We start from the raw sequence: 6,301 nt of genomic DNA on the forward strand, positions 1-6,301 counted from the left end.
TGGACATTCACTTTGCGGGCCACGAAATCGAATAAGAGCTCCCGCACTTCTGGATGATAGATGATGGGCTTACGCTCCTCATCAGTGATTTTCAAGCCCATGCTGACCGGACCAATAGCCTGGCCCCGAATAGCCTGGTAAGACTTTAAATCCCGGGCCAGAAAACGGCGGTAAACCACAGAATATTTTTCTGTCAAAGTAAAGTTATTTTCATCTTCTGTCAACAAAAGATAATTCTCCAGTTCATTATAAAAAGCTGGCAGACTGAAATTTACCCTCTGGTTCTGCTCGTCAATGCTGATGCCGGGAAAATGCTCGGTAATCTGTACATACATATCCTCATAGTAACTCACTTTAGGCAATTGCGGCCAGAACGGAATATCCAGGGACAAAGCCAGATCCAGAGCTTGTTCAATGTCGGTGTGGGGCATAATGCCCATTGCCGTTGTCGCTAAATCTCCCTTCAACACAAAAACCACCCCCACCATCATTATAACAGATAGCAGGGAGTGGTCCTGTGTTTTACATCACATTACTGTTCCTTTTTGACAAAGGTGTCTTTGCCCTCGCACTGGGGACACTTTTTCGGCTTACAGCGCCCTTCCTTTTCATAACCGCACTGGGTGCACTGGAATACGGCCATCTTCGCTCACCTCCTTCTTAGAGAAAAGGATTGCTGACCTTTTCTTCCCCAATGGTAGTCTGAGGCCCATGCCCGCAATATACCTCTGTCTCATCGGGCAGGGTCAGTAAACGGTTGCGGATGGACTGCAGCAGCTGGGTATAACTGCCGCCGGGAAAATCGGTGCGGCCAATACTGCCGGCAAAGAGAGTATCCCCGGCGATGACAAAACCAGCCCCTAACAGGCAAATACCGCCGGGTGTATGGCCCGGGGTATGCAGAACTTTCAACTCAATTTCCCCCAGGCGAAGGATATCCCCCTCTGCCAGGGTCCGGTCGGCTGGTTTGAGGGCCAGATTAAACCCCATCAGCAAGGATAGATTCCCGCGGCTGCTGGTCAGCATTTCCGCATCCAGGCTGTGGATTAGCACCTCGGCTCCTGTAGCTTCCCTTAACTGGTCATTGCCAGCCACATGGTCGTAATGCCCATGGGTATTAACGATATATTTCAGCTTCAACCCCTGTTTGTTCAGTTCCTGCAGAATCCGGGGGACATCCCCACCTGGATCCACAACCAGCGCTTCCCGGCTTTCCTTATCGCCGAGCAGATAACAGTTGGCTCCCAACATACCCACGGGAAACCAGGTAAAAATCATTTCCTTTTCACCCTCCTTCTTTATTAATCATAACAAAAAACAAGGCCGCTTTCAAAATTCAGCGGCCTTGTCCATTATTACACAGTTTGTGGTTCAGCATTAGGGGTATTTGGGGCTTCATTTACAGTTTGTACCCTGTTTACAGTAGTTCCGCAGGTAGGACAGTGCTGCCAGTCAGCATTCAAGCCCTTTCCGCATTTGACACAATAAGCCCGGGCCTGATTGTTTTTAAAGAATACACTCTTGTTATCTCCCTCGGTGAGATACTTTTTCAAAAAGACTACCAGCCCCACTACTAATCCAACAATCAATAAAATGGCAAATAGGTATATGGCAAAATTGAAAATCCCTGTCAGCAATCCGGTAAAATCCCCGTTTTGCAAACCAAAACCTGATGCGTTGGTCTGCATGTGATTGGCCATGCCAGTCATAACACTTGGGTCATAAGGCATATGTCCCACACTGCCGGAAATGTTGAACTGCCCGTATACCGGCATGTGCCCCATGGGCATTTGTCCCGCCGCCATTTGTTCCATTGGCATTGGCCCCATCGGCATTTGAGCCATCGACATAGGCCCCATTGCCATTTGGTCCATTGGCATTTGTCCTTGGGACATAGAACCCATCATATCCATATCCATTCCCATGTTGTCCATAGAGCCGCCAGAACCGCCCATTCCGCCCATCATCATCATCATCGTCCATTCCTCCTTTTACTTACTTCTATTTGACTTACATCATAGGCATATTGGACATACCGCTATTCATATTGGCTTTCATTTGCTCGTGTAATTGATGTAGCGTCTGCCGCATTTGCTGCATCTGCATTCTCATCATTTGCATGTTGTAGTACATAGCAGGCAACATATTATTGTAATATTCTGCTTGCCCCTGGTTCATCTGGAAGTGCTGAGGCATATTCCCCATATAGTTGTGATTGGGATAACCTTCAAATGCCTGACCCTGGTACTGAACAACTGCAGCTCCCTGTTGTCCGTGTACCATTGCCGAACCGCCATGGGCGCTACTGTCACCACCTGATATGGCCTGGATTAAATTTAAGCCCAGAATACTGAAAACCAGGCCTGCCAGGGAGACTACCGCCAATCTAAGCCACTTGTTCTCCATACTCTTCAACACCTCCTTTCTTTAATGCATTGGCATCTGGTAATAGTTATGCATTGGTCGACCATACGGCATATAATTCATATGCCCGCCTTGATTAATGAAACCCCAAGGGCCGAAAAACAGATCAAGGATAAGGTTTAAGATGATTATCGCAATGAAGGAAAACAAGGCTAATTTAAACCACTTGTTCATTGTTCTTCCCCCCCTCTTTGTTGTTTTCTATTGCCTGGCCGCAGCTGGGACAGTATTCCCATCCGGCCAATAATTCCTTACCACACTGGAAACAGTCTTTTTTCAAACTTTCTTTACACCGGGGGCAAAAACGAAATTCTTCCGTTAAGCGTTCTCCGCATTTGGGGCATACCAATTGATTCCCCTTTATTTTGTCCACAAGCAGACTGAAATCGATAGTATTAAACTCGGCCAAATACTGTTTACCCCATTCGTACAATCCTGCCAGAACCCCTACCAGAACCAGTATCCATAAAATTTTGATTGTTAAATTGATCAAACCAAATAATAATCCTCCTATAGCTACACCTGTAGCCGCTGTCCCTGGTAAATATTCCCTATACGTTCCTGGAGTTGAAGATATCTGGGAAAAAATCAACCATAATAAAAGTACCCCACCTAACACAATTACTGCATTTTTCCAGTTGGTGTTGTTTTCTTGTGGCTTACCCATCCCTGTCACCTGCCTTTCTGTAGAAAAGTCAGCAGTTCTTTACATTTGTCCTGTAGACAAATGATGAATGAAATATCCAATTGCGCCTATGATCGCCAGGGAAACGACTACAATTGCAGCAATCATTCCCTTGTTGTTCATACCATTACCTCCTTTCTTCTCTTGCTCTAGTTTAATCCTAAAACAACGTTATGGAGTTTTTATGGAGAATGGGAAAAATCTGCGAAAAAAATTTTTTCCATCTGATTAAGCTGATTCTCCATAACTTCCAACTGCCAATCCATATTCGCAATAATAGCGCCATAATTAACCGGTTGCATTACGGGCGAAAAATTACTACTGCTGCCATGATTATGATTCTCCTGTCCTGCTCCAAGAGTTTGTAATACTCCTAACGAAAATACGCTCAAAAACAAAAACGCAGCTGAAATATAGGCAAGCCGTAACCATTGTGGCTGTTGCCCTTTAGAACGACTTGTTCTTTTTCCAGTTTCTGGTTCAGCCCAGACCAGCGTCCGGTCAATTGCCTTCAATGCCAGCAACCCCAGACCAATTACCATTACCACTATCATTAAATAAACATATAGATTTCCCACCTGAGCCAGGTTATACATATCCTTTCACCCCGCTAAAACCAAAGTACTAACAACAAGACCACTCCACCGGCTAAAATAGGTACAAGCAAAAATATTGCCACAGTAGTCAAAAAAGCCATCCCTTCCAGCAATGATGTTAATAGATGGTGTCCGGATAAATTCCCCATACCGTGGTCTTCTGCTCCCTGCCTTAGTAAAATAGCTGGCGTGATTTGCCCGGCATGATGGACTTTCATCATCCCTCCCATACTCAGTCCCATACCGGTCATCTGTTCCGACAGGTTTTGCCGGTTAGCAAACAAACCGGCCAAAGTTAGAAAGCCAAATAAAATCACCAGAATCCAAAAACTCGATTTTTTATCCATTCTTTCGCACCCTCCTCATCTTGAGGATGGCCCCAATAAAGGCTCCGGCAAAAATCGCCGGGAATACCAGAGCTCCGGTTTTGGTCAACAAGGCACTGACAAAACCATGATTTTCTAAAGCCCAGCCCATGAGAGAGTTATGCATGGCACTCATCATGCCATGCATCCACCTCATCGTTTGTTCCTCCGTCGGTCCTGGACTAAAAAGGGATATAATCACTCCGGTCATGACAAAAAAATAAAAAGTAGCACTAAACCAAGCTAATAATTTATACCAGCTTTTTTTTAACATTTTATCCTTCCCCCAGTTCCAGCGGTAAACCGTGGGCCTTATCGTATATGTGCCAAATTATTACCGGCACTGAAATAAGGGTTAAAAGATCATGGATTACTACTGCAAAAGCAAGAGTAACATGAGAAAAACCTTCACAAACCCAAATCAAAATTCCGCTGAAGGCAAAAAGTAATGTTGATACCAGTACGAAAATACCCATCCCTGATTTTTTTACCACCAGCCAGGCAGTACTTCCCTGATAATGACCTGATAACTTGGTTACCTCAATGAAAACGGCGACTAGAGTCAGCAGTATAAATACTGCGGCCAGAGTCCGGTGTAAATAATCGGCCCAGGCCAGTTGATAATCCATCAACCAGCCAGTTTTAGCCCCCATCAACACCAGGCCGCTAATCAGCAATAAACCGAAGACAACTGCATACAACCAGTGCAGGAGAAAATCAAGCTTAATTTCTTTCACTTGCCGCCTCACTCCCACAATAGGGACAACAATTCCAGTGGTTCCCCAATTTCTGCCCACAATTTAGACACACCCTCCTGCTGTCCACCTGCCTAACTAATTGTTGCCACAGCGGTCCAGCCTGTTCTTTCAGCAAACTGTAAAACCCGTAAATAAACATTCCTACCAGAACAAGCATTAATAACTGGATAACAACGTTAATTATCCCTGTATATTTGACCATCATCTGATTGGGACCGAAGAGCAGGGAAAAGAGTAAATCAAAAAAGATTAATCCTAGTACCAGTACCAGCAAGACCCTTATGAGCTCATTATTTTTCAGTTCACTTAGCATCAGACATCACTCTTTCCTGCCTGCGCCTGGGGCTTAAGCAGGCTGTTAATAAACCCGACCAGGGAAGCAAAAATACCGAACAGAGATAAGAACAAGATTCCATAAATTACGTATACTACTGAATTGACGTTGAGTAAGTTAGCTAAACCACCCAATCCTCCTGTATGGCTGGCGTTCTGATGTCCGCTGGCCATCTGATTGTTAGATTGGGTATTGGGTTGGGTATTGGGCTGGATATTGGGCTGGGTACCGGGATATTGATATGGCACATAGTTCTGATAAGGTTGGACCGGATAAGGATATACTGGATAGTAATAGGATTGAGGCTGTTGCGGTTGAACCAGGTAGTAATTTACTCCGGCTTGCCGGGTTTGGTTTATATCCTGAGCCATTGCTTTTTGCGCTATATCCAGCAAAGTTAACCCCTGGGCCATCTTGTAAATACCGGTATGGATTTTCTCCATATCAACCCCATCACTTTTTTTCGTCTGTCCCCCATTCTTCTCCCCGGGCAAATCTCCCGCCTGTGGCTGGCTATCATACATTTGCCCACCTAAAATCAACTCTGCTCCCTGTTTAATAATTGAATTTGCTTCCTCCATTTTTTTCAAAGTCTCTTCCGGAGCGGCGATTTCCTTAACAATAATCTTGGGGGTTTGTTCGCTGGCATCTTTTGGCTTTTCTTTCGGTATCTGTTCTTGCATCTGGTCCTGGTTCTGTTGCTGCGCTACATTATGCCCATTGGAATTACCGTGATTGAACCCTACTAAAGCTCCTCCCACTGCGACAATTACTACCAAAACAACAATTAACGACCCCAAAATCCACTTTAATACCCTCATTCTTTTTTCCTCCTTTGTTTTTATTTATTGGGTATGGTTACAATAACTTCTGTCCCCTTCCCCACCTCACTGGTAACCTGTATTTTCCCTTGATGAGCCTCTACAATAGCCTTGACAATAGCCAAACCGATACCGGCACCTCCGGTAGAACGAGCGCGGGAAGCATCTGCTCGATATAAACGGTCAAAAATATAGGGTAGATCCTTTTTGAGCTAATTGCGTTGTCAGATAATCCTGACAGGCCAAGGGATTAGCGGAAGGACGAAAATAAATTTACCCCAGAAAAAGGTGTATAGGAAAGGGTTTTTAGCGCAAAAC

At 44.9% G+C, this 6,301-nt stretch carries 11 protein-coding genes and 2 pseudogenes; all 13 read right to left on the reverse strand.

Annotated elements, in window-relative coordinates:
- Positions 1 to 470: pseudogene (locus ULO1_RS06875) on the reverse strand (hypothetical protein); the annotation flags it as partial.
- Positions 471 to 532: 62 nt separating this feature from the next.
- Positions 533 to 643, reverse strand: coding sequence for an RCKP-type rubredoxin-like domain-containing protein (locus ULO1_RS15390; protein WP_078665333.1), 111 nt, complete (start codon positions 641 to 643; stop codon positions 533 to 535).
- A 17-nt stretch (positions 644 to 660) separates the two neighbouring features.
- A complete protein-coding gene (locus tag ULO1_RS06885; protein ID WP_079933243.1) occupies positions 661 to 1,278 on the reverse strand; it encodes an MBL fold metallo-hydrolase in 618 nt (205 codons plus the stop codon).
- Positions 1,279 to 1,355: 77 nt separating this feature from the next.
- Positions 1,356 to 1,976: a hypothetical protein gene (locus ULO1_RS06890; protein WP_079933244.1), complete on the reverse strand. Its 621-nt coding sequence runs from the start codon at positions 1,974 to 1,976 to the stop codon at positions 1,356 to 1,358.
- 34 nt (positions 1,977 to 2,010) lie between these two features.
- Positions 2,011 to 2,406, reverse strand: coding sequence for a hypothetical protein (locus tag ULO1_RS06895; RefSeq protein WP_079907816.1), 396 nt, complete (start codon positions 2,404 to 2,406; stop codon positions 2,011 to 2,013).
- A 175-nt stretch (positions 2,407 to 2,581) separates the two neighbouring features.
- Positions 2,582 to 3,091: a zinc ribbon domain-containing protein gene (locus tag ULO1_RS06900; RefSeq protein ID WP_079907818.1), complete on the reverse strand. Its 510-nt coding sequence runs from the start codon at positions 3,089 to 3,091 to the stop codon at positions 2,582 to 2,584.
- A 200-nt stretch (positions 3,092 to 3,291) separates the two neighbouring features.
- Positions 3,292 to 3,705 (reverse strand): hypothetical protein, encoded by a 414-nt coding sequence (locus tag ULO1_RS06905; RefSeq protein WP_079907819.1) that lies wholly within the window; start codon positions 3,703 to 3,705, stop codon positions 3,292 to 3,294.
- 14 nt (positions 3,706 to 3,719) lie between these two features.
- Positions 3,720 to 4,052 (reverse strand): hypothetical protein, encoded by a 333-nt coding sequence (locus ULO1_RS06910; RefSeq protein ID WP_078665339.1) that lies wholly within the window; start codon positions 4,050 to 4,052, stop codon positions 3,720 to 3,722.
- Positions 4,045 to 4,227 carry a hypothetical protein gene (locus tag ULO1_RS14535; protein WP_143312000.1) on the reverse strand — a complete coding sequence of 61 codons (183 nt, stop codon included), beginning with the start codon at positions 4,225 to 4,227 and terminating at the stop codon, positions 4,045 to 4,047. Before ULO1_RS14535 ends, ULO1_RS06910 begins: the two co-directional genes overlap by 8 nt.
- Positions 4,228 to 4,345: 118 nt before the next feature.
- Positions 4,346 to 4,807, reverse strand: a complete 462-nt coding sequence (locus ULO1_RS06920) for a hypothetical protein (protein ID WP_078665341.1) — start codon at positions 4,805 to 4,807, stop codon at positions 4,346 to 4,348.
- Positions 4,794 to 5,141: a hypothetical protein gene (locus ULO1_RS06925; protein ID WP_079907821.1), complete on the reverse strand. Its 348-nt coding sequence runs from the start codon at positions 5,139 to 5,141 to the stop codon at positions 4,794 to 4,796. Before ULO1_RS06925 ends, ULO1_RS06920 begins: the two co-directional genes overlap by 14 nt.
- Complete coding sequence (locus tag ULO1_RS06930) at positions 5,141 to 5,983, reverse strand: hypothetical protein (protein ID WP_079907822.1); 843 nt, start codon at positions 5,981 to 5,983, stop codon at positions 5,141 to 5,143. Before ULO1_RS06930 ends, ULO1_RS06925 begins: the two co-directional genes overlap by 1 nt.
- Before the next feature lie 20 nt (positions 5,984 to 6,003).
- Positions 6,004 to 6,177 (reverse strand): annotated as a pseudogene (locus ULO1_RS06935) (ATP-binding protein); the annotation flags it as partial.
- Positions 6,178 to 6,301: the final 124 nt, after the last annotated feature.

It is taken from the genome of Carboxydocella sp. ULO1 (genome assembly GCF_002049255.1).
In the GTDB taxonomy this organism is placed as follows: domain Bacteria; phylum Bacillota.

Bases quoted from the DNA above. Each gene is read 5' to 3' on its own strand.
- ULO1_RS15390 (WP_078665333.1), bottom strand. From the start codon at position 643: ATGGCCGTATTCCAGTGCACCCAGTGCGGTTATGAAAAGGAAGGGCGC.
- ULO1_RS06885 (WP_079933243.1), bottom strand. From the start codon at position 1,278: ATGATTTTTACCTGGTTTCCCGTGGGTATGTTGGGAGCCAACTGTTAT.
- ULO1_RS06890 (WP_079933244.1), bottom strand. From the start codon at position 1,976: ATGATGATGATGATGGGCGGAATGGGCGGTTCTGGCGGCTCTATGGAC.
- ULO1_RS06895 (WP_079907816.1), bottom strand. From the start codon at position 2,406: ATGGAGAACAAGTGGCTTAGATTGGCGGTAGTCTCCCTGGCAGGCCTG.
- ULO1_RS06900 (WP_079907818.1), bottom strand. From the start codon at position 3,091: ATGGGTAAGCCACAAGAAAACAACACCAACTGGAAAAATGCAGTAATT.
- ULO1_RS06905 (WP_079907819.1), bottom strand. From the start codon at position 3,705: ATGTATAACCTGGCTCAGGTGGGAAATCTATATGTTTATTTAATGATA.
- ULO1_RS06910 (WP_078665339.1), bottom strand. From the start codon at position 4,052: ATGGATAAAAAATCGAGTTTTTGGATTCTGGTGATTTTATTTGGCTTT.
- ULO1_RS14535 (WP_143312000.1), bottom strand. From the start codon at position 4,227: ATGAGGTGGATGCATGGCATGATGAGTGCCATGCATAACTCTCTCATG.
- ULO1_RS06925 (WP_079907821.1), bottom strand. From the start codon at position 5,141: ATGCTAAGTGAACTGAAAAATAATGAGCTCATAAGGGTCTTGCTGGTA.
- ULO1_RS06930 (WP_079907822.1), bottom strand. From the start codon at position 5,983: ATGAGGGTATTAAAGTGGATTTTGGGGTCGTTAATTGTTGTTTTGGTA.